Origin of the sequence: Herbaspirillum sp. SJZ107 (assembly GCF_006715485.1) — a bacterium.
Lineage (GTDB): Bacteria > Pseudomonadota > Gammaproteobacteria > Burkholderiales > Burkholderiaceae_D > Telluria.
Genome location: NZ_VFNH01000001.1, coordinates 1686085 through 1710036 on the forward strand (window position 1 = coordinate 1686085; position 23952 = coordinate 1710036).

Genomic DNA, 23952 nt, shown 5'->3' on the forward strand with positions numbered 1-23952 from the left:
GATCACATGCGAAGGAGAACTTACGATGGCCGAAGCATTCACCACCCACGACCACGCGGCCAGGATCGCCGAATTCCTCGACCGCCATCCGCACGCCCTGGTCCTGACCGGGGCCGGACTCTCGACGGCCTCCGGCATCCCCGACTACCGCGACCGCGACGGCACCCGGCGCGGCAAGCCACCGATCCACGGCCCTGATTTCCGCAAGTCCGAATTCGTGCAGCGCCGCTACTGGGCGCGCAGCATGATCGGCTGGCCGGTGCTGTCGCGCGCCCAGCCGAATGCCGGCCACATCGCGATCGCCGGCCTGGAAGCCATCGGCCGCATTGGCTCGGTGCTGACCCAGAACGTCGACGGCTTGCACGGCCAGGCCGGCAGCCACGCCGTGCTCGAGCTGCACGGCAATATTCACACGGTGGTGTGCCTGGCGTGTGCGGCGCTGTTTCCGCGCGCCTTTATCCAGAAGCAACTGGAAGATGCCAATCCGCAGATGCTCGGCGCCAACGCGACCCCGCTGCCGGACGGCGACGCCTCGGTGGAGCCGACCGAGCTGGCCGATTTCCGCCTGCCCTGGTGCACCTGCTGCGGCGGCACCCTGATGCCGAACGTCGTCTTTTTCGGCGACAACGTCCCGCCGGCACGCACTACCATCGCCCTGGCGCAGATGGAGCGCGCGGACGCCTTGCTGGTGGTCGGGTCCTCGCTGATGGTGTATTCGGGCTTTCGCTTCTGCCGCATGTCCCAGGCCAGCGGCAAGCCGATCGCCGCCATCAATCTCGGCCGCACCCGGGCCGATGACCTGCTCGATATCAAGATCGAAGACTCGAGCGAACGTGTATTGCCGCTGGCACTGCAACTGCTGGGTGCCGGCCGGCGTCCAAGCGATTTGCCCCCGCTGCCGCTCGACGGCGGCCACTTGTAAGCACACAGTGAGGATGCATCCATGAACAGCGATTTGCGCACCACCGTCCGCAAGGCCACGGAGGGGCACACTGGTCTACTGCTTGCAGGCGTCGGCCTTGTGGCATCGTTCTTTTACGTGCGCGCCCAAACCCGGCGTGCCGAAGCCGAGCATCCACCACGCGGCCGATTCATCGACGTCGACGGTGTGCGCCTGCACTACATCGAGCGCGGCAGCGGACCGACGCTGGTGCTTCTGCATGGCAACGGCGTGCTGGCCAGCGATTTTGAAAACAGCGGCCCGCTGGACAAGGCTGCCGAGCATTACCGCGTGATCGCCTTCGACCGCCCCGGCTTCGGCTACAGCGAGCGTCCGCGCACCCGCGTATGGACCCCGCAAGCCCAGGCGCGCCTGCTGCACCATGCGCTGCAGGACATCGGTGTCGATTCCGCCATCGTGCTCGGCCATTCCTTCGGTACGCTGGTCGCGCTGTCGATGGCGCTCGAGGTGCCCGGCTTCGTGCGCGGCCTGGTGCTGCTGTCCGGCTATTACTACCCGAGCTGGCGGGCCGATGTGCCGCTGGTGTCGTGGCCGGCGGTCCCGCTGCTGGGCGACCTGATGCGCTACACGGTGTCGCCGCTGGCCACGCGCATGCTGTGGCGGCCGCTCACCAAGGCCGTGTTTTCGCCGCAGCCGGTCGATGCGCGCTTCCACCGCACGCCGGCGTGGATGCTGCTGAGACCGCAGCAGTTGCGCGCCAGCGCCGCCGATGCAGCGCTCATGATCCCGGGCGCCAAGGCGCTGGCCGGGCGCTATGCGGAGCTCAACATGCCGGTGGCCGTGATCGCCGGTACCGAGGACAAGGTAGTCGACTTCGGCCACAACGCGGAGCGGCTCGGCGAACGCCTGCCCCACGGCGAGCTGCACTTGCAGCCCGGCGTCGGCCACATGACGCACTACGCCCATCCGGACAAGGTGCTGGCGGCGGTCGAATCGATTGCGGGTCAGGCCGGCGAAACCCGGTTCCGGCGCGATCCGCAAGCGGAAGCGCTGACCAGGGCTGCCGGCGAAGTCGGCATCTAGCCTGCCTGATCAGCGTGATGCGTCACGCAAAACCAGCGCGCTCACGGCGCGGATGATGGCGGCATCGTTCGGATGCACGGCAAGTTCCTGCAGCCGCGCCGCCGGCACCAGGTGTACCGCCTGGCTCTCCCAGCCCATTTGCGCCGGGCTGCCGCCCACGCGGCGTGCCAGGTAATAGCGCGAATACGTCTGGGTGCGGCTGACGTCGAGCAGATAAGCCTCCAGGCGCACCACGAGGCCCGATTCTTCGAACACCTCGCGCACGGCCGTGTGCTGCAGCGTGCCGCCGGCGTCGAGCCGGCCTTTGGGAAAGGTCGCGCTGTAGCCGCCGAAGCCATTGCTTGGCGATACCAGCCAGACCCGGCCGTCATCCTCGACCACGACCGCCCCGGCGGCGGCCCGCATCCCCGGCGGCAGCACGAATGGCGGCTCGGCAATCGCCTCGGCGGCGGCCGGCAAGGTCAAGGGCTGTGCAGACACCGCGATGCCGTTCAGCACGGCCGGCATGTCGCCGCCCGGAATCACGGTCGCGATGCACGCCGTATCGGCCCAGGTCGCCGATGGCGTCGGCAGGCTGGGCTGGCGGATGAGAACCGGCTTGCCGTTCTCATCCGGATGAGGGTGCCAGGCCCCGGTGCTCAAATGATGCTCAAGCCACGATGCGCAGCGAATAATCGGTCGCCCGCACATCCTTGGTCAGGCTGCCGATCGAGATGCGGTCGACCCCGGTCTCGGCAATCGCGCGCACGGTCTGCATGTTGATGCCGCCGGACGCTTCCAGCAAAGCGCGGCCGCCATTGATGCGCACCGCATCGCGCATCATCTCGAGGTCAAAATTATCCAGCAGGACCGAGACGGCGCCGGCCGCCAGCGCTTCTTCCAGCTCGGCGATCGACTCGACCTCGACCTGGATGGTGACGCCGGCATTCAGCGCAGTCGCCGCCTGCAGCGCCGCCGTGATGCCGCCCGCGGCCGCGATATGGTTTTCCTTGATCAGGATGCCGTCATACAGCGCCATGCGCTGGTTGGCGCCGCCGCCCACGCGTACCGCATACTTTTGCGCCTGGCGCAGGCCGGGCATGGTCTTGCGGGTGTCGAGGATCTGCGCGCGGGTGCCGGCGACCACGTCCACGTAGGTGCGGGTGGCGGAGGCCACGCCCGACAGCAACTGCAGGAAGTTCAGCGCCGAGCGTTCGGCCGTCAGCAGCGAGCGTGGCGAGCCTTCGATGGTGCAGACCAGCGAGTCGGCGGCCATGACCTCGCCTTCGGCATATTGCCAGTCGATCTCGATATCCTGGTCGATCGCCAGCATGACGCCTTCGAACCATGGCGCGCCGCACAGCACGGCCTGCTCGCGCACGATCACGCGCGCCCTGGCACGCGGCTGCTCGGGCACCAGCTTGCCGGTCAGGTCGCCGCTGCCGACGTCTTCCAGCAGCGCGGCCAGCAGGTTCTGTTCAAACGCGGCCTGGAGTTTTTCGTCGAACTTGCCTTCGTCGGCAAAGGGATTGCGAAGATTGGTCATGCCGGGCCGATTCCATTGAACAGGTTGGTTTCTTGTTCGAGCGCGCCGGTCGGCAGCGCCTTTGCCTTTTTCGCGGCCGCGAAATCGAGCATGCGGTCGATCGCACGCTTGGCCTGGCGGCCGGTTTCAGGGTCGACGAAGATTTCGTTATTGCCTTTCTCGAGCACCTCGGCCAGGTTCTGCAGGCCGTTCATCGCCATCCATGGGCAGTGCGCGCAGCTCTTGCAGGTAGCGCTGTTGCCGGCGGTCGGCGCTTCGATCAGGGTCTTGCCCGGCGCCGCCATGCGCATCTTGTGCAGGATGCCGTTGTCGGTGGCGACGATGAAATGGGTCGCGTCCATGGTCTGGGCAGCATTGATCAGCTGGGTGGTCGATCCGACCACGTCGGCCTGCTCGACCACGTTGCTCGGCGACTCCGGGTGCACCAGCACCTTCGCATCCGGGTATTCGGCGCGCAGCAGGTCGAGTTCGATGCCCTTGAACTCGTCGTGCACCAGGCAGGAACCCTGCCACAGCAGCATGTCGGCGCCGGTCTTCTTCTGGATGTAGGAACCGAGGTGGCGGTCTGGTGCCCACAGGATCTTCTTGCCTTCCTTGTGCAGCGCTTCGACGATGTCGAGGCCGATCGACGAGGTCACCATCCAGTCGGCGCGCGCCTTCACGGCGGCGCTGGTGTTGGCATAGACCACCACCGTGCGGTCCGGATGCTGGTCGCAGAAGGCCGCGAATTCCTCGGCCGGGCAGCCCAGGTCGAGCGAACAGGTGGCATCCAGGTCCGGCATCAGGATGGTCTTTTCCGGGCTCAGGATCTTCGCCGTCTCGCCCATGAAGCGCACGCCGGCCACGACCAGGGTCTTGGCCGGATGGTCGCGTCCGAAACGCGCCATTTCCAGAGAATCCGAGACGCAGCCGCCGGTTTCCTCTGCGAGATCCTGCAGGTCGGCGTCCACGTAGTAGTGGGCAACCAGCACGGCCTCGCGTTCCTTCAGCAGCGTGCGGATGCGCTCCTTGAGGGCGTTCTTTTCAGCGATTTCGAGCGGCGACGGCGTGCGCGCCCAGGCCTCGGCGGTCGAGCAGACGCCGCCGACCGGGCGGTCGTATTCGAAGGTCTTGATGGGGGCAATGGTGTTCATGGCAATCTCATCGGTGGCAACAAGCGTGACAAGGGGCGGCACACCCTACCGGCATGCCGCCCCAATGTTTATTTACCGTTACGCGTCACGGAAATCAGTTCAGGCCCTGGCTACGCAGATAATCCTCGTAATTGCCCTGGAAGTCCACCACCTGGTCTTCCTTCACCTCGAGGATGCGGGTTGCCAGCGAGGACACGAACTCGCGGTCGTGCGAGACGAAGATCAGGGTGCCGGCATATTTATCCAGCGCCACGTTCAGCGATTCGATCGATTCCATGTCCATGTGGTTGGTCGGCTCGTCGAGCATCAGCACGTTGTGGCGGCCCAGCATCAGCTTGCCGTACATCATGCGGCCCTTTTCACCACCGGACAGCACGCGCACCGATTTCTTGACTTCGTCGCCGCCGAACAGCAGGCGGCCCAGGATCGAGCGCACCGCCTGGTCGTCGTCGCCTTCCTGGGTCCACTGGCCCATCCAGTCGGTCAGGTTGGCGTCGGTCGCGAATTCCTCGGTCGGATCCTGCGGCATATAGCCCGGGTTGGCGTTCTCGGCCCACTTGATGCGGCCGGTATCGGCGTCCAGGCCGGTGACCTCGTGGCCGCCGATCGAGCGCAGCAGCGTGGTTTTACCCGCACCGTTGGCGCCGATGATCGCGACGCGCTCGCCGGCTTCGATCATGATCGAGAAATTCTTGAACAGGGTGCGGTCGTAGGACTTGCTCAGGCCTTCGGTCTCGACGGCGAGGCGGTGCAGCTTCTTCTCGCCTTCGAAGCGCACGAACGGATAGGCGCGCGAGGATGGCTTGAATTCCTCGATCTTGATCTTGTCGATCTGCTTGGCGCGCGAGGTCGCCTGGCGCGCCTTCGACTTGTTGGCCGAGAAGCGGCGCACGAATTCCTGCAGTTCGGCGACCTTTTCCTTGGCCTTGGCATTGTTCGCCAGCTGCTGGTTACGGGCCTGGGTCGACGCTTCCATGTAGTCGTCGTAATTGCCCGGGTACACCTTCAGGGTGCCGTAGTCCATGTCGGCGACGTGGGTGCAGACCGAGTTCAGGAAGTGGCGATCGTGCGAGATGATGATCATCGTCGAGTTGCGCTGGTTCAGCATGTCGCCCAGCCAGCTGATCGTGTGGATGTCCAGGTTGTTGGTCGGTTCGTCCAGCAGCAGGATGTCCGGATCCGAGAACAGGGCCTGGGCCAGCAGCACGCGCAGCTTCCAGCCCGGCGCCACGGCGCTCATCAGGCCCTGGTGCAGATCGGTGCCGATACCCAGGCCCAGCAGCAGCTCGCCGGCGCGCGCTTCGGCCGAGTAGCCGTCGTATTCCGCGACCTTGCCCTCGAGCTCGGCGGCTTTCATGTAATCGTCGTCGGTGGCTTCCGGATTGGCGTAGATGGCGTCGCGCTGGGCGATCGCATCCCACAGCTCGGTGTGGCCCATCATGACCACGTCCAGCACGCGCACGTCTTCGTAGGCGAACTGGTCCTGGCGCAGCTTGCCGAGGCGCTCGCCCGGGTCGAGCGAAACGTTACCGGCGGACGGGTCGAGGTCGCCGCCGAGGATCTTCATGAAGGTCGACTTGCCGCAACCGTTGGCGCCGATCAGGCCATAGCGGTTGCCGTCGCCGAATTTGACGGAGATGTTCTCGAACAGCGGCTTGGCGCCGAACTGCATCGTAATATTGGCTGTACTGAGCACTTGAGCTACCTTTTGCGTGGAGTTTCGCGTAGTGATTCGCGCGACGTTTCGTTTAACCGCGCATTCTACCATTCTGTTCCACAGCGTGATAGCAGGCAGGGCCATCACACCCCCATGCGCGCCGTCAGGCAGTGCGCACGGTCGGGTAGTCGGACAGTGTCAATGTCCAGCCGGAGTCGCTCGAGACCAGCCTGCCCTGCGCGCCGAAAGGAATCGTCACCCGGCGCGGGATATGGCCGAACGCCAGCCCGGTCAGCACCGGGCACGGCAGGGTCTGGCGCAGGTAGGCCAGCATCTGCTCGAAATCGTAGCCATTGTCGCCCGGCGACAGGCGGTAGCCGGAGAAGTCGCCCAGCACGATCGCCTGCTGGCGCTGCAGCACACCGGCGTGCATCAGCTGCAGCAGCATGCGTTCGATGCGGTAGGGATGCTCGGCGATGTCTTCCAGGAACAGGATGCCGCCGTCGACCGGCGGGAAGTATTCGGTGCCGGCGACCGACATGATCATCGCCAGGTTGCCGCCCCAGACCGTGCCGCCCACGTCCAGCGCCGGATTGCCGGCGGCGGTGCCGGAAACGACGTGCGTCGGCCCTGCCAGGCAGTGCCAGAAGTCGTCCAGCGTGAAGTCGACCGGCTCGGCGGCGCCGAAATCGCCGGCGAACATCGGTCCGGCATAGCTGAGCGCGCGTGTCTTGGCGTACAGGCCCATCTGGAAAGCGGTGACGTCGGAGTAGCCGACGAAGATCTTGCCGCTGGCCGCCATGCGCTCGAAGTCGATCTGCGGCAGCAGGCGGCTCATGCCGTACTGGCCGCGGATCGCCATCACGACCTGCACGTCGGGATCGTCGGCGGCCGCGTTCAGCTGGGCCAGGCGGCCGGCGTCGCTGGCGCCGAAGCGCAGGTGACGGGCGTCGTGGTCGTAATAGTTGTGAACCAGGATGCCCTGGGCTTCGAGGCGGGCGATGCCGCGGCCAATCGCTTCCGGCTCGGGCGCGTAGCCGCCCGGTGCCACGAGCGCAATCCCGAGCTTTTGATGCGCGATTTGTTGAAGGGTCACTGTTTGACGAAAAGCCGCGGTGTTGAGTCGGGCGCCATCTTACCGTGGGCATGGGCGTCGATCAAGGCGAGCAGGCGTTCCATCAGCTGGACGGGCAAGTCGTGGCCCATCCCTTCGATCACTTCGAGGCGGGCGCCGGGGATGGCGCGTGCGGTGTCGACGCCGCAGGCCAGCGGCACCAGCGGATCGGCGGCGCCGTGGATGACCAGCGACGGCGCCACCACGGTGCGCAGCTGCGGGGTACGGTCGCCGCAGGCCGTCACGGCCAGCATCTGGCGTGCGACCCCGCCCGGACAGCAGTTACGGCGCAACGCGCGCGCGACGCGCCGCCGCAGGTGCTTCTCGGCGGTCGGGTATGCCGGGCTGGACAGCGCGCGCAGCAGCTGGACGCCGTGTTCGATCATGGCATCGACGTCGCCATCGCTGCCGGGACGGCGCACCAGCGCCCGCCGCACGGCCGGTGCCGGACCCGGCAAGCCGCGGCGGCCACTGCTGGACATGATCGAAGTCAGGCTCAGTACCCGCGATGGGAACTTGGCCGCCATCAGCTGGGCGATCATCCCGCCCATCGACACGCCGACCACGTGGGCGCGTGCCACGCCCAGCGCCGACAGCACGCCGATGGCATCGTCGGCCATGTCTTCGAGGCTGTAGGGTGCGCGCAGCGGCAGGCGCAGCTTGGTGCGCAGCCAGGCCATGGCCAGGCTCGGTGTGCCGGCATGCTCGAACTTGGTGGACAGGCCGCAGTCGCGGTTATCGAAGCGGATGACGTAGAAGCCGAGGTCGGCCAGGCCGTCGACGAATTCGTCGGGCCAGGCGCTGAGCTGCAGTCCCAGCCCATTGATCAGGAGGAGTGGGACGGATTTCGGATCGCCCGCGGTATCGAAGGCGATGCGGATGCCGTTGGCGTTCAGACTGGGCATATCGGCTGGATTCAGGAAGGCTCGGCGGCCGCACCATGCGACTCGAAATCCAGCATAGCATTTTTACCAGCTTATGGGCGCAAGCCGGCGCCCAATCGGACGCGGGCCGGCCGGCCTCAGGCGCCGCTGCCCGGGATTGCGGACGTGACCGCGGCGGCGTCGGGCGCCGGGGCCGGCGCGCGGCGGGCGGCGCGGCGTTCGGCAAAGAAGCCGCGCAGCATGGCGGCGGCCTCGTCGGCCAGTACGCCGCCGTCGACCCGGGTATGGTGGTTCAGTTCCCCGAGCGCGAACAGGTCCAGTACCGAGCCGCACACGCCGGTCTTGGGATCGCCGGCGGCGTACACCACGCGTGCCAGGCGCGCATGCATCATCGCACCCGAGCACATCGCGCACGGCTCGAGGGTGACATACAGTTCGCAGCCCGGCAGGCGATAGTTGCCGAGCTTGTCGGCGGCGGCGCGCAGGGCCATGATCTCGGCATGGGCGGTCGGATCATGGCGGCCGATCGGCTGGTTGTAGCCGGTGGCGATCACCTCGCCGTCCTTGACCACGACGGCGCCCACCGGCACCTCGCCTTCCTGCCAGGCCTTGCGCGCCTCGGCCAGGGCCAGGCCCATGTAGCGGGCGTCGGCCGGATCGACTGCGCCGGCGGCGGCAGCGTCGGCAGGCAGGAGGTCGGCGGCAGGCAGCGCGATGTCAGGCATGGCTCAACCCTCGGTGATCTCGGCCCAGCAGTTCGGGGTCTCGTGCAGGACCAGCTTCTGCAGGCGCAGGCCGGTGCCGTAGCGGTCGGTGTAGGCGGCTTTCAGGATGTTCCAGGCCACTTGCGCCAGGTTTTCCACGGTCGGGATACGGTCGATCACCACGGTCTTGTGGCCCGGCAGTGACTTCAGGAAGCCGTGCACCGCCTCGTCCTTTTCGTACACCAGGAAGGCATGGTCCCACACGTCGACCAGGTGCTCTTTCGCCAGCGCCTTGATGTCGGAAAAGTCCATGATCATGCCGTTGTCGGAATTGCCTTCGACATCGATGACGGCGCCGGTCAGCGTGATCTCCAGGGTGTAGCGGTGGCCGTGCAGGTTGCGGCACTGGCTCTTGTGGTCAGGAATGCGGTGGCCGGCATCGAATTCGAGTTTGCGGGTAATCGTGAGCATGTAAAGGTCGGTTCCGTGTTGCGGTCAGGGGATTTGCAGGAGTTTGTGGGTCTGGATGCTGAGCTTCCACTTGGGATTGCGGCGGCAGGTCTCGATCGCCAGCTTGGTGTTGAAGGCGGCCAGCGGGCCATCCATCGGCTGGACATAGAAGTTGTCGAAATCGAGGTCTTCGTAGGCGGCCAGGTCCTGCCCCGCCTGCGGGATCACGACCTTGATCTCGTTGCCCTTGCCGACCACCAGCTTGCTGCCCATCTTCGGGCTGACGCAGATCCAGTCGACACCATCCGGCACCGGGAGCGTGCCGTTGGTCTCGATGGCGATCGTGAAGCCGCGCGCGTGCATGGCGTCGATCAGGGCTGCATCCAGCTGCAGCAGCGGCTCGCCGCCGGTGAACACGACGTATTTGCTGGCCGCATGGGTGTCGGGCCACAGGCCGTCGATCTCGGCGGCCAGGGTGGCGGCATCCTTGAACTTGCCGCCGCGCTCGCCGTCGGTGCCGACGAAATCGGTGTCGCAGAACTGGCAGATCGAGGTCGCACGGTCGCTCTCGCGGCCGGTCCACAAGTTGCAGCCGGAAAAGCGGCAGAACACGGCCGGACGCCCGGCATGGGCGCCTTCGCCCTGCAGGGTGTAGAAAATCTCTTTGATGCTGTAAGTCACAGTAAGTTTCGCTCAGGCTTCTCGTCAACCTTCCATTATAGCGCGTGCAGCCACGGCTGCAGAAGAGGCGCCGATTTTGCCTGCGCCTGCCGGCTGGACAAGGCCTGCGCATGACTGTTGAGAATAGGCAACATATTTCGCAAAGGAAAATCGTAATCTCTGTACGGAATCGTCCTAACGCATTCGTCCTAAACCTCGGTCGAAAGGTCCGCCATGAAGACACTCAAGCACCCTACGCTGCGCGCTGCCCTCGGTGTCCTGGTCCTGTTCGCCATGTGGCAGGCGGTCATCCTGGGCGCGGGTTGGGAAACCGGCTCGGCCGGGCTGCATGCCAGCGTGCTGCTGCTGGTGGCGGTCACGGCCATGGTCGGTACCTTGTACCGGCGCGTCCGCAGCGAAGACAGCGCGGTGCGCGATGAAGCCGACCAGTGCCGCGCCCGCAGCGCGCGCAGCCGTGCCGACGCCGCGCTGCGCGAGGCCGACCAGTTGCTGGCCCGTGTCAGCGGCCAGGGCGGCATTGGCCTGCGCCAGGATCCGGTCGGACAGCTTGGCCTGGTCCAGGCCGAGCTGATGCGGATGCAGAACGGCGCTGCCGACCCCGCCGCCGCGGCGCGCATCGAAATGCTGCGCACGCGGCTGGAACTGGTCGCCAAGGCGGTGCGCCAGACTGCGCGCACCGCGGAGGCAGGCTGAGCGGGCTACCTGCCGTCCTCATCACGCTCTGTCCGGCGCCAGCAACGGCGCTGGGGCGTCGCCTACTGCGTTTGCCCCCTATTGTTCTAGATCAATAGGGCGCCATCTGCGCTGAAGCAAAATCGGTTCTTGTCAGCAACACTCTAACCGACAGACCGAGGACGGCACATGACAAGCACCACGACCTTGCAGCGGCTCATGGATACCACGGGCACCAATCCGGATCGGGCCTTCGCCCACCAGCTGATGGAAATGCTGGCGATCCCCGTGTTCGTGCTCGATGCGACGTCGCGGGTCATGATCTGGAACCGGGCCTGCGAACGCCTGACCGGTGTGGCGTCGGTCGAAGTCATCGGCACCCGCGAGCATTGGCGCAGCTTTTTCGACCAGGAACGGCCGACGCTGGCCGACCAGCTGATTCAGGAGCGTGGCGGCGACATCGCCCAGCTGCATCCGCGTCCGGGTTCGCTCCATGCGCCGGGCGCGCACCTGTCGGCCGAGAGCTGGTGCGACATGCCGCGCGTCGGCAAGCGCCGTTACCTGGCCGCCGACGCCAGTCCGATCTTCGACGAGCGCGGCAAGCTGAGCGCCGTGGTCCAGACGCTGCGCGACATGACCGAGGAAAAGCACGCCCAGCTCGCCCTCGAGCAGCTGGCCACGCGCGACGGCCTGACCGGCCTGGCCAACCGCCGCTGTTTCGACGAAACCCTGCATGCGGAATGGGCGCGCGCGTTGCGCCAGCGCCAGCCGCTGTCGCTGCTGATGGTCGACGTCGACAACTTCAAGGCCTACAACGATGCCAATGGTCACCTCGGCGGCGACGAGTGCCTGAAGCGCATCGCCACCGCGGTCTCGAGCGAGATGCGCGCCAACGACCTGGTGGCACGCTACGGCGGCGAGGAATTCGCGGTGATCCTGCCGAACCAGTCGCTGAAGGGCGCGGCGGTGGTCGCCGAGCGCATCCGCACCCGGGTCGAGCAGCTGCAGGTGCCTAACCGCATGGCGCCGGGTGAACACGTGACGGTGTCGATCGGCGCCGCGACCGCCCTCGCCTCGCCCGAGAACAGCGCCAGCGACCTGGTGGCGATCGCGGATGCTGCCCTGTACCGCGCCAAGCACATGGGGCGAAACCGGATCAGCCTGCCGGTGGCGCCGGAGCAGCCGCAATAAGCAAAAAAACGCCGGCAAGCGCCGGCGTTCCTTATTGACTGCCGCTTACGCGGTGGTCTGGGCTCAGGAAGTCATCTTGTCCCAGCCGTGACGCACGGCGGACTTCATCTTGTCCCAGGTCGAGGCGCCGCTGGTGCCCGGATAGCGGCTGTCCCAGTCGGTGCGCAGGTCGGATTCGACGTCGTCCCAGTTGCGGCCCTGGTATTTCGGGTTGCGGCGCGCTTCGGTGCCGTAGCCGTAGGCCGGTGCCAGCGAGTCGTAGGTGTCGCCGCTGTTGGCGTACTGGGTGCTGTAGTGGGTGCGGTAGTAGGAATCGTCATCATCCATGTCCGGGGTAATCTTGTCCCAGCCATGGCGCACTGCCGCCTTGAATTTTTCCCAGGTCGACGCACCGCCGGCATTGCGCGATTCCCAGTTGGTACGCAGGTCGGATTCGACGTCGTTCCAGTCGCGGCCCTTGTACTGCGAGCTGCTGCGCATTTCGTTGCCGTAGCGGTAGGCCGGGGCATAGTCGTCATAGCTGCCGCCCAGGCTGGAATAATTGGTATCCCAGTCCTTGCGCCAGGCATCGTCGCTGCCCAGGCCGCCCGTGCGCGAAGCGCCCAGGGTGGTGTCGCCGGCCAGGTTCTCGACCTGCACCTCGGTGTGGCGCACGGTGTCGTGGATCTGTTCCTGGCGCTGCGAGACTTCCTTGCCGACCAGGACTTCCTCGACCACGCGGGCCGATTTCTGCACCACGGCTTCCTCGGCGGTTTCGCGCAGCTCGATCGACTGTTCCTTGAAGGCGGTGGCGTCGGCGCTGCTGATCGGCTGGTCGACCGGGCGGCGTTCGACGTTCACGTGCTCTTCACGCAGGCCGATGGTCTGATCGACCGGGGTTTCCACGACGCGCGAGAAGACGCGCACGCCGCCACGCTGGACTTCGCGCTTGCCGACTTTCAGTTCTTCCTGCACCACCGGGATGGCACGGGAGGTGCTGTCCGACGACTGCGACATGTCACGCTGCATCGACTGGCCGCTGGTGACGGCGGTGCCGCCCAGCGAGGCGTCGTTCGAGCCTTGCAGCGATGCGGTGCCCTGCAGCGAGCCGGACGAGGAGCGCAGGCTGTCGGCGTCGCGGCCGGTGCCGTCGTCCAGGTCGCCCGATTGCAGCGAGCGGCCCTGGGTTTCCTGGAAGGTGGAGGTGTCACGCGGGACGTTGTCGCCGGTGTTCTGGGTGCCGAAGTACAGGTTGTTGTCCTGCGAGCCCTGCAGCGAGCCCGGCTCGGTGCCCGGCGGCAGTGCCGATTGCTGCGACATCGATTGCGAACCGGATTGCATCGAAGCGCCGGCCATCGAACCGCCCGACAGGGAGGACGACTGCGGCTGGTAGGCGCCGGCGCCCAGGCTGGCGGCGCTGCCGGTCAGGTCGTGGCGTTCGTCGATGTCGACCGGGCCGAAGCGCTCGATGACGTCGGCGGCGCGCTCGACTTCAGGTTCCGACTGGGTAGTCAGCGTGAGCACGTGATGGCCGCGGGTGACCGCGTCCGAGTAGCGCGACACGTGGGTGTCGCTGTCGGAACCGAACAGGCCGGTGAAGAAATGCTTGATCGATGCGCCGATGCCTTCCTCGTGGGTCTGGTCGATGCCCGGCACGTCGCCGCTCAGGCTGCTGGTCTGGCCGGTCGGGTCGGCGCTCGAAACATTCACGTCGGTGCGCGAGAAGCCGGATGCCAACAGTTCGTCCATGGCGCTCTGGGCGTCGCTACGGTTGTCGAAAACCGCTACTAGAGTATGTTGCATGATGGTTCCTCCGATGATAGGTATCACGTTGATGGTTTGTCGCCGTGCTCGTCGAAGCGCTCCACGCTGATCTGCTCCGATTTGAGCAGGACAGTTTCAGCGTGGTGCTCCTCGCGCCGGTGCCTGGTGATGCGCAGCTCTTCCTTGATGCGCAGGCGGCGTTCGACCACCAGCACTTCCTCGAGGATGGGCACCACCAGCGTGTCGCCTTCGTAACGGGTGGCAGGCGCCTGGTCCAGCGGAACGATACGGTCCACGGGAACATGGCTGACTTCCACGTCGTCGCGCAACAGGCGTTCGTCGATCCGGACAGGGTGCTCGGCGACAGTCTTGTGGATGCGCACGCCGCGGCCGGTGTCGACGGCGTGCTTCTCGACCCATGCCTCCTCCTGGTAGACGGGAACCACGATCGGTTCCTGCTGTTCCTGGTTGAGTTGCGATGGATCAATGGTCACGATTCGGCTCCTGGTCACGGCGTTGGAGCAATTGAGATTACTCCAAAGTGGCCCGGCAGCGCACACCCTAGACGCGCGGAAATAATCAATACGGAAGAGCCCTTAAAGCTGGGTTCGCGGAAACAAAAAACGGGCTGAAAAGCCCGTAAAATCAAAGTTTTAGTTAGCGCGCGCACGGATGGGTCCGTGGGCGCCGTGGCAGAGCGTGGCGCAGCCGCTTGCGCTCTGCCATTGCAAGCGCCGTGCTCAGCCGAACGGATTGGCTACCGTCTTGACTGGCGGCGGCGGCAGGCGGTCGGGCAAGTCCTTCGCTTCCAGGCTGGCCACCACCTTGCCCAGCAGGTCGTGCAGCAGGCGCGCCTGTTCCAGGCCGGGTTTGTCGGCGGTCAGGTCGAGGTCGCCGGAGAGCGTGATGCGGTCGAGCCGGTTCTCGAGCGCGAGCCGGCCGATCTCGACGACGTCGGCTTCATTCTCGAAGGGGGCGAATTTCGGGGTCTTGGCAGTCATGGGGTCCTCTACGGGTACAGTGATCAGTCGCGCTTGCGCTTGCCGCCGTTGTCGCGGATTTTCGGCAGGCGCAGCATGCGTTCCTTGTCGCGCTCGGCGAGCGCCGGCAGCAGGTTGATGCCGATGATGCGTTCCAGTTCCGTGATCGGGATCACGTTCGGCTTGGCGTCGGCCTGGTTTTCGATGAACCATGCGGCGCCGGCTTTCTGGCGCGGACTGTACACGACTTTGTACAGGTGCGACGGCACCAGCACCTTGCCGACCTGGCGCAGGTTGGCCCCGAGGAAGGCCGGCCCGGTGATCACGTACAGGTCGCCCTCCTTCTTCGCCATCTTGCGCACCGCACCTTCGATCGCGGCCCACACGTAGCGGTTGTTCTCGCCGTCCTGGGGCACGATGTTGGCCAGGCTGAAGCTGTCGCGCTGGCTGCTGCGGTCCGGCATATCGCCGTTGGGCGCCATGTGGCCGCGGTCGAAGCCGCTGCGCGCATAGTCGGCCAGTTCGGCGCGCTGGGCCGGCGGCAGGCGCGGCTCGGCGTGGAAAGAATTTTCGCGCGACAGGTCCTGGGCCGCCTCGATGTTGTCGGCGCGCAGGTGCTCGGCCGACCACAGCGGGGTCCGGGTCACGCCCGAATGCATGACCCCGAACACGTTGAAGCACAGCGCGCGGGTCTGCTGGGCCAGCCTGGGATTGGTGATCTGGGGCGCGCGGCCGCCGACGTAGTGCACCGGGCAGGCAGCATCCTGGGCCTGGACCGCGGTCGCGGCCAGCAATCCGGCCATCAATACGGCGCGGACAATTAACTTCTGAAACATATGGACTCGATAAGATCAAACGACCTGCCATTGTATATGACACGTCCTTGACTTACCGCATGGGGCTGTTCAGATATACAGTGCGCACGCTTGAATTCCATTCGCCATTTCTGGTCGGAATACTATAAAATTCGCGTTTCTAAAAGTTAAATAGATTTGAGCAAATAGATTGGCAGTGGACAAGCCCTCCATTCCCGAGGACATCCGGCGCTTCGTGCTGACCAGTATTCCCTCCGTTCCCTTCCTGGAAGCCCTGCTGCTGATGCATGCCGACCCGGCGCGCCAGTGGCGCAAGGACACGCTCGCCCAGCGCCTGTATGTGCGCGAAAAGACGGCGGACGGACTGCTGGCCGACCTGTGCGCGGCCGGCATGGCGGCGCGCTGCGCGCCGCCTCACACCGATTCCTATTGCTATGCGCCGGACGGCGCAGCGCTGCGCACCCGTATCGACCGCCTGGCCGACCTGTATGCCACCCACCTGGTCGAAGTCACGCTCCTCATCCACTCTTCCCTCGATCGCAAGGCGCAACAGTTCGCCGACGCCTTCAAATGGCGCAAGGACTCCTAAATGGCGGTTACCATCTACGTGCTGTGCACCCTCACCTCGCTGGCCTGCGCCTGGCTGCTGCTGGCCGCTTATCGCCGCACGCGCCACCGGCTGCTGTTCTGGAGCGGCGCCTCGTTCGTGGCGATGACCATCAACAATGTATTCCTGGTACTCGACAAGATCGTCTTCCCCGACGTCTACCTGCTGCCGGTGCGCCAGGGTGCAGCCCTGATCGCCATGCTGCTGCTGCTGTACGGCTTGATCTACGAAAAGGAGTGAGCGTGACCGACCTCGTTACCGGCATGATCGCCATGGCCTCGCTCATCATCGGGCTGTTCTTCCTGCGTTTCTGGCGCAATACGAAAGACCGTTTCTTCCTGTATTTCGCGCTGTCCTTCGGGATCGAGGGCGTGCACCGCATCGTCACCACGCTGACCTACGACGAGCACGAAGAGTCGCCGCTGCACTACCTGGTGCGGCTGCTGGCGTACGGCTTGATCCTGTGGGCGATCCTGGAAAAGAACCTGCCGTCGCGCCGCGACAAGTCCTAGCGTGCGCCCTCCTGCATGGGGCCGGGCACATAATGGGCCACCGAAACATGCAAAGGAGGCAACAATGACTGCACCGACCCAACAGGACAAGGACCGCTCGGAAAACCTGCTGCCGCCGGATGGCGAGGATGACGGGCAATTCAACGTGGCCGAGGAAGTCAACCTCGACCAGCAGGGCGACATGGCGCGCCAGGTCGGCAAGGCGCCGAAAGGCATCGCCTCGGACGCCCTCGCCGATTCGCTGAAGGACGACGGCGCTACATCGTGACGCCCATGCGCAGGCCCTCGATTGTGTGGGCCTGTTCGATATTCTCCAGTTCCGGCACGATACGGCAGCGCAGGTGGCAGCGGACGGCCTCGGGCAGCGTGTCCCAGTAGGCTTGCGTGACCTGCAGGTCGTGCTTGTCGGCGTTGCGCCCGTCCGGGGCATCCACGCCCAGCACGAATACCGGACGCGACTGGCTGGAACGGTTGGCGGTGCCGCGGTGGATCGCCAGCGCCGAGCGCGCCGAGATGTCGCCCACTTTCGGCAGCTTGCGCTGGGCGCGCGCTTCGTAGCGCGCATAGTGCGACTTGTCCGGGAACATCGGGTCGCCATCCGCCAGGTCGTCCCACTGGGTGCCGGGAGCGATCTCGAACGGACCGATTTCCTCGGTGACGTCGACCGTGGTGATGTTGAAGGCGAGCGAATTCAGGCGCCGTCCGACCAGGGTTTCCGGCGGCGCCGGGAAGTCGCGGTGCCAGGGCTGGTGCATCGCGCCCGGGAACGGGATGTCGAAGCCGGCTTCGACGATCTTGTAGTCCGGGCCCAGCACGGCCGCGCATACCGCCACCACCCACGGGTGGCTGACGATGTCGACGAAGCCGGACAGGCGTTCCGGATGCACCTCGACGTAGAACCGGTTCGGCCCGCGTTCGAGCGCGCCGCGCGGGCTGCGGCGCGCCTCGGCGAACAGGCCTTCGATGTCCTGCTTCAGGCGCCCCACCCACTCGGGGCTGAAGGCGCCCTTGCAGGCGATGATGCCGTCACCGTACAGGCCACCCATGATGGCGGCTACGTCATAGTCGGTGCGCGGGCTTGCTGTGTCCATGGTCTCCTCCGATGTTCGATTGCAGTCCTCAGGCGGCTCATCCTACCGGAAACCGCAGGCGCTGGCACGCACCCGACAGTCCGTGCGGTAATTGACATTCACCGCGAGTCCTCCTACAGTCGCAGCCAGGCTGACCACTCTGACAATACATACATGCATCTCGCAGCACTCGGCCTTCAGCCGGCCTTGCCCGTCCTCCTGCGCGCAGGGAGGCCCCATGATTGATCACGACCACGGCCGTGTCCTGTTCCTGTGCGACCGGCCGGTACCGGATCCGGCGGTCGGCAGCGTCGCCGCCGAGCTGGGCTACGAACTGATACGCGCCCGCAGCCTCGAAGAAGCCCTGGTGCATGCCGGCAGCGACGGCTTTGCACTGATCCTGGCCGGCTACTCGGGCGACGCCGATGCCATGTTCGCCAGCGTGCGCGAACTGCGCGCGCGCCTGCCCCACACGCCGCTGCTGGTGCACGGCATCCCGCAGCATCCGCCATTCACGCTGGAGTCGGTGTTCGAGGCCGGCGCGCTGGCCGTGCTGCACGATCCGGTTTCGGTGCCGATCCTGCGCACCAAGGCCAGCTTCTTCCTGGAAGCCTATGCCAGCGCGGCCAAGCGGCGCCGCGCCGAGGCGGCGCTGCAGGAAACCCGCGCCCGCCTCGAATCGACCATCGCCAGCGCCGAAGTCGCGGTGTGGGACTGGGACGTGACACGCGACCGCGTCACCGGCGACCTGCGCATGACCGAACTGTTCGGACTAAACCCGGAGACCAGCGACGGCGCCCCGCTGTCGCGCTATTTTGCCGCCGTCCACCCGGACGACCTGGCGCCGACCGAGGCGCGCCTGCGCCAGGCACTGGAAACCGGCGCGCCCTACGACGCCACCTTCCGAGTGCGCACCTTCAGCGGCGGCTGGCGCTGGCTGCTGGCGCGCGGCCGGGTCGAGCGCGGTCCACGCGGCGCGGCGCGGGTGCGCGGCGTGGTGATCGACGCCACCCTGCAAAAGGAATCCGAGGCGCGCCTGCAGTCCAGCGAAGAACGCTACCGCACCCTGTTCGAGTCGGTCGACGACGGCGTCTGCCTGATCGAAATGCTGTACGACGCCAGCGGCAGGCCCTGCGACTACCGCTTCCTCGAAGTCAACCCGGCCTTCGAGCGCCATACCGGACTCAAGGACGCGGTCGGCCATACCGTGCGCGCCCTGAATCCGACCCACGAGCAGCACTGGTTCGACACCTATGGCCGGGTGGCCCAGACCGGCGAGCCGGAACGTTTCGTCAACGAGGCGGCCGGCCTCGGGCGCTGGTACGACGTGTACGCGGCGCGCGTGGGCGCGCCCGGCAGCCACCGCGTGGTGGTGCTGTTCAGCGACATCACCGAACGGCGCCGCACCGAAGTCGAGCTGCGCCGCCTGGCCGACGACCTGGCCGAGCAGGACCGGCTGAAAACCGAATTCCTGGCCACCCTCGCCCACGAGCTGCGCAACCCGCTGGCGCCGATCCGCAGCGGCCTGCAGCTGATGCGCCGCGCCAAGGCCGACCCGGCCGCGATCGCGCGCGTGCAGGACATCATGGACCGCCAGATCGACCACCTGGTGCACCTGGTCGACGACCTGCTCGACATTGCGCGCATCACGCGCGGCCAGGTCGACCTGAAACCGGCCCTGATCGACCTCGGCGACGTCCTCAACGCCGCGGTCGAGACCAGCATGCCGCTGATCGAAGGCGCACGCCACCATCTCGACGTGCGGCTGCCGGCGGCGCCGCTGACGCTGCATGCCGACTTCACCCGCATCACGCAGGTGATCAGCAACCTGCTCAACAACGCCGCCAAGTACACGCCGCGCGGCGGCGCCATCGTGCTGGCGGCCGAGCGCGACGGCGACCAGGCCCTGATCGCGGTGTCCGACAACGGCATCGGCATCCCGCCCGAGGCGCTCGACGAGGTCTTCAAGATGTTCACCCAGGTATCGCAGCACGCCCAGCACATCCCGGGCGGACTCGGTATCGGGCTGTCGCTGGTGCGCAGCCTGGTGGAGCTGCATGGCGGCTCGATCACGGCGGCCAGCGGCGGCGCCGGCCAGGGCAGCGTGTTCACGGTGCGCCTGCCGCTGGCCCAGCCTGCGGCAGCCGTTGCACCCGCTGCGGCGCAGTTGGAGGCCGCAAGCGCCGCTTCATCCGGCCTGCGCGTGCTGGTGGTCGACGACAACCGCGACGCCGCCGAGACCCTGGGGGCGCTGATCGGCATGATGGGGCACGAGGTCGCGGTGGCCAACGACGGTTACCAGGCGCTGCGCATGATGACGACCATGCTGCCGCAGGTGGTATTCCTCGACATCGGCATGCCGGGCATGTCCGGCTACGAGGTGGCGCAGGCGGCCCGCCGCGATCCACGGCTGGACGCCACCCGGCTGGTGGCGCTGACCGGCTGGGGCGGCGAAGCCGACCGCGCGCGCACGCGCGAGGCCGGGTTCGACGAGCACCTCACCAAGCCGGCGACGGTGGCCGCGATCGAGGACGTGCTGGCCAGGCTGGCCTGAACGGATCTACCACTCGAGCGCCATCAGGCGCTCGGCCATGCGCGGCCAGCACAGGCGCGCCGCTTCGGCGCGCGTGGCCCAGCGGAAGCCGTCGGTCTCCGGGGTCGGCTTGCCGGTCACGTGGTGCGGGAAAAAGCTGTGGCAGACCAGGTGGTCGAGCGTCGGCAGCTCATCCCCGGCGTCGACGCGGAACAGGTGCAGCGCCTTGTCGCGCCGGTATTCGACCCGCCCGATCTCGACGAAGCGTTCCGGCGCGAACACCAGGCCGGTCTCCTCGCGCAGCTCGCGCATCGCGGCCTCCAGGAGGCTTTCGCCGGCATCCTGCATGCCCTTAGGGATGTCCCACTTGCCGGTACCCGTCACATGGCACAGCAGCAGGCGCCGCTGCGCGTCGACTACCAGCGTGCCGCAGGAAATCCCCTGTTCCTTCGTCGCTGCCTTCATGGTCTCCTTTTCGTGATCGTCACGGCAGCGCCCGCGCGACTGCGCCGAGCGCCTGTTCCAGTGCTTCCAGGCTGACCGGCTTGGTCAGGTGCTGGTCGAAGCCCGCTTCCTGCGACTGCTGCTGGTCGCTGTGCGCGCCCCAGCCGGTGAGCGCGATCAGCACCACCTGCTGCATCGTGCCCATGCGCCGGATCGCCCCCGCCAGGTCGTAGCCGTTCATGCCGGGCAGGCCGATGTCGAGGAAGGCCAGGTCGGGCTGGAACGACTCCGCCAGGAACAGGCCTTCCGGACCGTCGTGGGCGACGCGCGTGGTGTGCCCCAGCAGCTGCAGCAGCGCGGCCAGGCTGTCGGCGGCATCCTCGTTGTCGTCGACCACCAGCACCCGCAGCGGCGCCGTGGCCGCCGCCCCGCCTGCGGCGCCGTTCTCCTCGGGACGTGCATGCGGGCTGCCGGGACGCAGCGGCAGGCGCACGGTGAAGGTGCTGCCTTGCCCCTGGCCGCCGGAAAAGGCGCTGACGCGGCCGCCGTGCAGTTCGACCAGGCGCCGCACCAGCGACAGGCCGATGCCGAGGCCGCCCTGGGCCCGGTCGAGGCTACCGCGCACCTGGGTGAACATCTCGAACACCGAGCCGATCGCTTCCGGCCCGATGCCGACGCCGTTGTCGGACACCGCGATCACTGCCTGGCCATCGTCGCGCCAGGCTGCCAGCCGGATGGTGCCGCCGTGCGGCGTGTATTTGGCGGCGTTGTTCAGCAGGTTGGACAGCACCTGCACCAGGCGCGTGACGTCGGCCTCGAGCTCGAGCGGATCGGGCGGCAAGTCCACTTCCAGCCGGTGGCCGTGCGCTTCGACCAGCGCCGCGCTGGTCTCGACCGCCATGCCGACGATGGTAGGCAGCGGCACCGCCTCCTTCTTGAGTTCGATCTTGCCGCGCGTGATGCGGGCGATGTCGAGCAGGTCGTCGACCAGGTGGATCAGGTGGCCCAGCTGGCGGTCCATCATGCCGTGCACGCGCTTGGCGGCGGCCGTGTCCCCGGGCGCCATGCGCAGCAGGTCGAGCCCGGTGCGGATCGGTGCCAGCGGGTTGCGCAGCTCGTGCGCCAGCGTGGCCAGGAACTCGCTCTTGCGCAGATCCGCTTCCGACAGGTCGGCGGCCACCCGGCGCAGCTCGTCCTCGGCGCGCTTTTGCTGGGTGATGTCGCGCGTGATCGTCGCCAGGCCGAGGTTGTTGCCGTCGCCGTCGGTCACTGCGAAGCCCTTGAAGTAGACCGGCAGCGGCTCGCCGCCGTCCGGCTGGGCCAGGCGCAGCTCGCCCTCCCACTCGGCCTGGTCGCCGGTCAGGGCCGCCATCACCTGTCCGACGATGAAAGGACGGTCTTCGCGCGGGAAGAAATCGATCATGCGCCAGGCCGCGATGTTGGCCTGCGCGCCCAGGCCCGCCATGCGCCGCCCGGCCGGGTTCAGCCAGATGCCGCCGGCGTCGGCCGTGAAGATGCCGATGAAATCCGAGGATTGCTCGGCCACCGCGGCCAGGCGCCGGATCCCGGCCTCGGCGCGGCGGCGGTCGCTCTCGTCGCGGAAGTACAGCGCGGTGCCGCCCTCTTCCATCGGAAAGGCGTTGATCTCGAACCAGCGTTCCTGGCCCGGGTCGAAGGTCTCGATGCGGCTGGCGGCGCGCCCGGCCACGCTGTCGCGCAGCGCGCTTTCCTGGGGCGTGCCGCGCAGCGTGCGGAACAGGTCCCAGAACTGGGCCCCGACCAGGTCTTCGTTGCGTCGCTGCGTGACGTCCTCGGCGGCGCCGTTGGCATAGGTGATGCGCCATTCGCGGTCGAGCGCGATGAAGCCTTCGCTCATGCTGTCCAGGATCGCGTGCGAACGCTGCTCGGCGGCCTGGCGCTCGGCGGCTTCGTGGCGCTGGCCGATCACCAGCGAGGCAGTGTTGGCCAGCAGCGCCATCGCCGCCTGTTCCTGCGGCGTGGCGTGGCGGCGGTCGCGGAAGTACAGCGCGAAGGTGCCCAGCACGTCGCCGGACGGCGCCAGGATCGGCATCGCGCGGCTGGCGTGCAGCCCGTAGGCGCGGGCCAGGTCGCGGTGGCCTTCCCACAGCGCGTCGTGCTCGATGTCGGCGCTGTTGACGGTGGCGGCGCGCCAGGCGGCGCTGGCGGCGGCCGCGCCCACCGGCCCGACCCGGATCGCATCGACCTCGCGCTGGAAGGCGGCCGGCAGCGACGGCGCCGCCGCATGGCGCAGGCGCCTGCCGTCGGGTGTCATCAGCTGGACCGAGGCCAGCGCCGCGCCGCCGCTGTAGTCCTCGGCGGTGCGCGCCAGCACGTCGAGCACGTCGCCCAGCGGAGCGTCGGTGACGGCCAGTTCCAGGGCGCTGCGCTGGCCCACCGCCAGCAGGTTGGCGCGGGTGCGCTCGGTGACGTCGACGCCGTGCAGCAGCACCCCGTCCACGTTGCCGTCCGGCTCGCGCAGCGCCATGCACACGAAGTCGAGGAAATGCTCTTCCAGCGCCGCGCAGCCTTCGCCGCCGCGCAGCAGCACGCGCACGTTGTGGCCTTCGAGGGCCTGGCCCCTGGCATATACCTGGTCCAGCACCTCGATGAACTCCTGGCCGGCCAGCTCCGGCATCGCTTCGCGCAGCGGCAGGCCGTCCAGCGCGCGTCCGCAGGCCAGCTCGCGGTAGCGCTGGTTGGCCATCTCGATCACGTGGTCAGGGCCGCGCATCACGCCCATGATGGCCGGCGCGCGATGAAAGATGTCGCGCAGGGCGGCGCGGTGGCGTTCTTCCTCCACCCGGGCCAGCTGTGCGCTCTTGCGGTACAGGTCGATGAATACCGATACCTTGGCGCGCAGCACCACCGGGTTGAAGGGCTTGGTCATGTAATCGACCGCCCCCAGCGCATAGGCCCGCTCCAGCGGGAACTCGTCGGCGTCCCCGGCGGTCAGGAAGATGATCGGCAGGCCCTGGGTGCGCGGGTGCTGGCGGATCAGTTCGGCCAGCTCGAAGCCGTTCATGGTCGGCATGCGCACGTCCAGCAGCACCACCGCAAAATCGCGCGCCAGCACTTCGCGCAGCGCCGCCTCGCCCGAGGTCACGGCGACCAGTTCGCCGACGCCGGTCAGGATCGCCTCCAGCACGGCAAGATTGGCGGGCTGGTCGTCGACGAGGAGGATGTTGGGGGTGTGGTCGGTGCTCATCGCGCCGCAGGCTCCGCGCGCAGGTGG

The 23952-nt window shown here is 67.1% G+C and carries 25 protein-coding genes; 9 read left to right on the top strand and 16 right to left on the bottom strand.

The genetic code is table 11. The features are described 5' to 3' along the window. Nucleotides 1–25: 25 nt before the first annotated feature. Together FBX97_RS07585 and FBX97_RS07590 are read left to right on the top strand one after the other, a co-directional pair. A complete protein-coding gene (locus FBX97_RS07585; protein WP_141830006.1) occupies nucleotides 26–922 on the top strand; it encodes an NAD-dependent protein deacetylase in 897 nt (298 codons plus the stop codon). A 21-nt stretch (nucleotides 923–943) separates the two neighbouring features. Continuing rightward, nucleotides 944–1984 (top strand): alpha/beta fold hydrolase, encoded by a 1041-nt coding sequence (locus FBX97_RS07590; protein ID WP_141830008.1) that lies wholly within the window; start codon nucleotides 944–946, stop codon nucleotides 1982–1984. Nucleotides 1985–1993: 9 nt separating this feature from the next. On the opposite strand, the gene FBX97_RS07595 is transcribed toward FBX97_RS07590, so the two are convergent. The 9 genes from FBX97_RS07595 to queE form a co-directional block, all read right to left on the bottom strand. Beyond that, entirely contained in the window at nucleotides 1994–2626 is a 633-nt protein-coding gene (locus FBX97_RS07595) for an NUDIX hydrolase (protein WP_255517338.1), read from the bottom strand. Between the two features lie 7 nt (nucleotides 2627–2633). Next, complete coding sequence (gene nadC, locus FBX97_RS07600; RefSeq protein WP_141830012.1) at nucleotides 2634–3509, bottom strand: carboxylating nicotinate-nucleotide diphosphorylase; 876 nt, start codon at nucleotides 3507–3509, stop codon at nucleotides 2634–2636. Then, a complete protein-coding gene (nadA, locus tag FBX97_RS07605) occupies nucleotides 3506–4642 on the bottom strand; it encodes a quinolinate synthase NadA (protein WP_141830014.1) in 1137 nt (378 codons plus the stop codon). The genes nadC and nadA overlap by 4 nt, the downstream gene beginning before the upstream one ends. A gap of 94 nt (nucleotides 4643–4736) precedes the next feature. Then, nucleotides 4737–6338: an ABC-F family ATPase gene (locus FBX97_RS07610; RefSeq protein ID WP_141830016.1), complete on the bottom strand. Its 1602-nt coding sequence runs from the start codon at nucleotides 6336–6338 to the stop codon at nucleotides 4737–4739. 124 nt (nucleotides 6339–6462) lie between these two features. Next, a complete protein-coding gene (gene ldcA, locus FBX97_RS07615; protein ID WP_370457176.1) occupies nucleotides 6463–7395 on the bottom strand; it encodes a muramoyltetrapeptide carboxypeptidase in 933 nt (310 codons plus the stop codon). Next, entirely contained in the window at nucleotides 7392–8318 is a 927-nt protein-coding gene (locus FBX97_RS07620; protein ID WP_141830019.1) for an alpha/beta fold hydrolase, read from the bottom strand. The genes ldcA and FBX97_RS07620 overlap by 4 nt, the downstream gene beginning before the upstream one ends. A gap of 116 nt (nucleotides 8319–8434) precedes the next feature. Then, nucleotides 8435–8935 carry a tRNA adenosine(34) deaminase TadA gene (tadA, locus tag FBX97_RS07625; RefSeq protein WP_255517400.1) on the bottom strand — a complete coding sequence of 167 codons (501 nt, stop codon included), beginning with the start codon at nucleotides 8933–8935 and terminating at the stop codon, nucleotides 8435–8437. Between the two features lie 90 nt (nucleotides 8936–9025). After that, nucleotides 9026–9472, bottom strand: coding sequence for a 6-carboxytetrahydropterin synthase QueD (gene queD, locus FBX97_RS07630; protein ID WP_141830023.1), 447 nt, complete (start codon nucleotides 9470–9472; stop codon nucleotides 9026–9028). A 24-nt stretch (nucleotides 9473–9496) separates the two neighbouring features. Next, nucleotides 9497–10132 (bottom strand): 7-carboxy-7-deazaguanine synthase, encoded by a 636-nt coding sequence (gene queE / locus FBX97_RS07635; RefSeq protein ID WP_141830025.1) that lies wholly within the window; start codon nucleotides 10130–10132, stop codon nucleotides 9497–9499. Nucleotides 10133–10345: 213 nt separating this feature from the next. Here queE and FBX97_RS07640 point away from each other — a divergent pair, with 213 nt between their 5' ends. After that, nucleotides 10346–10825 (top strand): hypothetical protein, encoded by a 480-nt coding sequence (locus FBX97_RS07640; RefSeq protein ID WP_141830027.1) that lies wholly within the window; start codon nucleotides 10346–10348, stop codon nucleotides 10823–10825. Between the two features lie 168 nt (nucleotides 10826–10993). Continuing rightward, a complete protein-coding gene (locus FBX97_RS07645; protein WP_255517339.1) occupies nucleotides 10994–11995 on the top strand; it encodes a sensor domain-containing diguanylate cyclase in 1002 nt (333 codons plus the stop codon). Between the two features lie 63 nt (nucleotides 11996–12058). Here the strand turns inward: FBX97_RS07645 and FBX97_RS30025 are convergent, their stop codons facing one another. The 4 genes from FBX97_RS30025 to FBX97_RS07665 all read right to left on the bottom strand — a co-directional run bounded on the left by FBX97_RS30025 (nucleotide 12059) and on the right by FBX97_RS07665 (nucleotide 15554). Further along, entirely contained in the window at nucleotides 12059–13777 is a 1719-nt protein-coding gene (locus FBX97_RS30025) for a DUF2382 domain-containing protein (protein ID WP_255517340.1), read from the bottom strand. A gap of 23 nt (nucleotides 13778–13800) precedes the next feature. Next, nucleotides 13801–14232, bottom strand: a complete 432-nt coding sequence (locus FBX97_RS07655) for a YsnF/AvaK domain-containing protein (RefSeq protein ID WP_255517341.1) — start codon at nucleotides 14230–14232, stop codon at nucleotides 13801–13803. 246 nt (nucleotides 14233–14478) lie between these two features. Next, entirely contained in the window at nucleotides 14479–14739 is a 261-nt protein-coding gene (locus FBX97_RS07660; protein WP_141830028.1) for a hypothetical protein, read from the bottom strand. Between the two features lie 23 nt (nucleotides 14740–14762). Further along, entirely contained in the window at nucleotides 14763–15554 is a 792-nt protein-coding gene (locus FBX97_RS07665; protein ID WP_141830030.1) for a DNA/RNA non-specific endonuclease, read from the bottom strand. 175 nt (nucleotides 15555–15729) lie between these two features. Between FBX97_RS07665 and FBX97_RS07670 the strand changes: the two genes are divergently transcribed. From FBX97_RS07670 to FBX97_RS07685, 4 genes are all read left to right on the top strand, one after another. Next, nucleotides 15730–16122: a hypothetical protein gene (locus FBX97_RS07670; protein ID WP_141830032.1), complete on the top strand. Its 393-nt coding sequence runs from the start codon at nucleotides 15730–15732 to the stop codon at nucleotides 16120–16122. Then, complete coding sequence (locus tag FBX97_RS07675; protein WP_141830034.1) at nucleotides 16123–16380, top strand: DUF5985 family protein; 258 nt, start codon at nucleotides 16123–16125, stop codon at nucleotides 16378–16380. Nucleotides 16381–16382: 2 nt separating this feature from the next. Further along, nucleotides 16383–16652 (top strand): DUF5985 family protein, encoded by a 270-nt coding sequence (locus tag FBX97_RS07680; RefSeq protein ID WP_141830035.1) that lies wholly within the window; start codon nucleotides 16383–16385, stop codon nucleotides 16650–16652. A gap of 64 nt (nucleotides 16653–16716) precedes the next feature. Then, nucleotides 16717–16920, top strand: coding sequence for a hypothetical protein (locus FBX97_RS07685; protein ID WP_141830037.1), 204 nt, complete (start codon nucleotides 16717–16719; stop codon nucleotides 16918–16920). Here FBX97_RS07685 and FBX97_RS07690 read toward each other — a convergent pair. Beyond that, complete coding sequence (locus FBX97_RS07690) at nucleotides 16910–17743, bottom strand: phytanoyl-CoA dioxygenase family protein (protein WP_141830038.1); 834 nt, start codon at nucleotides 17741–17743, stop codon at nucleotides 16910–16912. The genes FBX97_RS07685 and FBX97_RS07690 overlap by 11 nt on opposite strands. Before the next feature lie 217 nt (nucleotides 17744–17960). Here FBX97_RS07690 and FBX97_RS07695 point away from each other — a divergent pair, with 217 nt between their 5' ends. Beyond that, nucleotides 17961–20276, top strand: a complete 2316-nt coding sequence (locus tag FBX97_RS07695; protein ID WP_141830040.1) for an ATP-binding protein — start codon at nucleotides 17961–17963, stop codon at nucleotides 20274–20276. Between the two features lie 6 nt (nucleotides 20277–20282). Here FBX97_RS07695 and FBX97_RS07700 read toward each other — a convergent pair whose 3' ends face one another. Then, nucleotides 20283–20720, bottom strand: a complete 438-nt coding sequence (locus FBX97_RS07700; protein ID WP_141830042.1) for an NUDIX hydrolase — start codon at nucleotides 20718–20720, stop codon at nucleotides 20283–20285. A gap of 19 nt (nucleotides 20721–20739) precedes the next feature. Further along, the gene (locus FBX97_RS07705; protein ID WP_141830044.1) at nucleotides 20740–23925 is read right to left on the bottom strand and encodes a response regulator; all 3186 of its coding nucleotides are present in this window, start codon (nucleotides 23923–23925) and stop codon (nucleotides 20740–20742) included. Between the last annotated feature and the right edge of the window lie 27 nt (nucleotides 23926–23952).

Excerpts from the sequence above, each read along its gene's own strand:
- FBX97_RS07585 (WP_141830006.1), top strand. The coding sequence starts at position 26 with ATGGCCGAAGCATTCACCACCCACGACCACGCGGCCAGGATCGCCGAA.
- FBX97_RS07590 (WP_141830008.1), top strand. The coding sequence starts at position 944 with ATGAACAGCGATTTGCGCACCACCGTCCGCAAGGCCACGGAGGGGCAC.
- nadC (WP_141830012.1), bottom strand. The coding sequence starts at position 3,509 with ATGACCAATCTTCGCAATCCCTTTGCCGACGAAGGCAAGTTCGACGAA.
- nadA (WP_141830014.1), bottom strand. The coding sequence starts at position 4,642 with ATGAACACCATTGCCCCCATCAAGACCTTCGAATACGACCGCCCGGTC.
- FBX97_RS07620 (WP_141830019.1), bottom strand. The coding sequence starts at position 8,318 with ATGCCCAGTCTGAACGCCAACGGCATCCGCATCGCCTTCGATACCGCG.
- tadA (WP_255517400.1), bottom strand. The coding sequence starts at position 8,935 with ATGGGCCTGGCCCTGGCCGAGGCGCGCAAGGCCTGGCAGGAAGGCGAG.
- queD (WP_141830023.1), bottom strand. The coding sequence starts at position 9,472 with ATGCTCACGATTACCCGCAAACTCGAATTCGATGCCGGCCACCGCATT.
- FBX97_RS07640 (WP_141830027.1), top strand. The coding sequence starts at position 10,346 with ATGAAGACACTCAAGCACCCTACGCTGCGCGCTGCCCTCGGTGTCCTG.
- FBX97_RS07645 (WP_255517339.1), top strand. The coding sequence starts at position 10,994 with ATGACAAGCACCACGACCTTGCAGCGGCTCATGGATACCACGGGCACC.
- FBX97_RS30025 (WP_255517340.1), bottom strand. The coding sequence starts at position 13,777 with ATGCAACATACTCTAGTAGCGGTTTTCGACAACCGTAGCGACGCCCAG.
- FBX97_RS07660 (WP_141830028.1), bottom strand. The coding sequence starts at position 14,739 with ATGACTGCCAAGACCCCGAAATTCGCCCCCTTCGAGAATGAAGCCGAC.
- FBX97_RS07665 (WP_141830030.1), bottom strand. The coding sequence starts at position 15,554 with ATGTTTCAGAAGTTAATTGTCCGCGCCGTATTGATGGCCGGATTGCTG.
- FBX97_RS07675 (WP_141830034.1), top strand. The coding sequence starts at position 16,123 with ATGGCGGTTACCATCTACGTGCTGTGCACCCTCACCTCGCTGGCCTGC.
- FBX97_RS07685 (WP_141830037.1), top strand. The coding sequence starts at position 16,717 with ATGACTGCACCGACCCAACAGGACAAGGACCGCTCGGAAAACCTGCTG.
- FBX97_RS07690 (WP_141830038.1), bottom strand. The coding sequence starts at position 17,743 with ATGGACACAGCAAGCCCGCGCACCGACTATGACGTAGCCGCCATCATG.
- FBX97_RS07695 (WP_141830040.1), top strand. The coding sequence starts at position 17,961 with ATGATTGATCACGACCACGGCCGTGTCCTGTTCCTGTGCGACCGGCCG.
- FBX97_RS07700 (WP_141830042.1), bottom strand. The coding sequence starts at position 20,720 with ATGAAGGCAGCGACGAAGGAACAGGGGATTTCCTGCGGCACGCTGGTA.
- FBX97_RS07705 (WP_141830044.1), bottom strand. The coding sequence starts at position 23,925 with ATGAGCACCGACCACACCCCCAACATCCTCCTCGTCGACGACCAGCCC.